Here is a 1,354-nt window from a genome sequence, read left to right on the forward strand (position 1 = left end):
TGCCGGTGATGATAAGCGAGAAGCTGACTTAGTGTATGTCCAAGGGCACTCATCTCCAGGTATTTATGCGCGTTCATATTTAGAGGGACGATTTGACGAAGGTCAGATGGATCGTTTCAGAAATGAGGTGGATGGGGATGGTCTATCTTCATACCCGCATCCATGGTTAATGCCGGATTATTGGCAATTCCCGACGGTTTCTATGGGGCTTGGTCCTTTACAGGCGATTTATCAAGCGCATGTCATGAAGTATCTCCATAGCCGAGGCTTAACAGATAAAGGTGAGAGAAAAGTATGGTGTTTCATTGGTGACGGTGAAACGGATGAACCTGAAACTCTTGGCTCAATTGCCTTAGCAGGTCGAGAAAAACTCGATAATCTTATTTTTGTTGTGAACTGTAATCTGCAGCGTTTGGATGGACCGGTGCGTGGCAATGGTAAAATCATCCAAGAATTAGAAGGTGTGTTTAGAGGCGCAGGCTGGAATGTTTTAAAGGTTGTTTGGGGGCGTAAATGGGATCCGCTATTTGAGCAGGATGAAAATGGTGCAATGCAACAAGCTATGAATGAGCTTGTTGATGGAGAAATGCAGAGCTTTAAGTCCAACGGCGGCGCGTATACACGTAAGCACTTCTTTGGTCGTTATCCTGAGCTCGGGAAGTTGGCAGATAATCTAACGGATGAAGATATTGAGCAGCTAAACCGTGGAGGTCACGACCCATATAAAGTCTACGCGGCATATCATAAGGCCGTGCATCATAAAGGTCAGCCAACCGTTATCTTAGCGCATACTGTTAAAGGTTACGGTTTCGGTAAAATGGGCGAGGCGACGAATACAACCCACTCTCTCAAAAAACTTGATATCGATACCTTAAAAGCATTTAGGGATAGATTTGGCGTTCCGATTAGTGACGAAAAAATAGGGGATGTTCCTTATTATCGTCCTGCACCAGATAGCCCTGAAGCGATCTACATGAAAAGGCGTCGTGAAGAACTTGGTGGTTTCTTTCCAAAACGTCGACAAAAAAGTGCACCGCTTTCAGTTCCAGGGCTTGATGTGTTCCAAGCTCAGCTTGATGGATCAGGTGATAGAGAAATCTCAACGACAATGGCCTTCGTTCGTATGCTTTCTTCTCTCACTAAAGAAAAACGTATCGGAAAAAGAGTCGTGCCAATCGTTCCAGACGAAGCTCGGACATTTGGTATGGAAGGCATGTTCAGACAACTAGGCATCTATACCTCTGAAGGGCAAAAGTATGTGCCAAATGATCGTGATCAGGTCATGTATTATCGTGAGGATCAAGCTGGTCAAATACTAGAGGAAGGCATTAATGAAGCCGGTGCAATGGCTGCA

General features: G+C 45.1%; 1 pseudogene. It reads left to right on the plus strand.

Annotated features, from left to right (window positions below):
• Nucleotides 1-1,354 (plus strand): annotated as a pseudogene (aceE, locus tag A3738_RS28715) (pyruvate dehydrogenase (acetyl-transferring), homodimeric type); the annotation flags it as partial.

It is taken from the genome of Oleiphilus sp. HI0066, assembly GCF_001635725.1.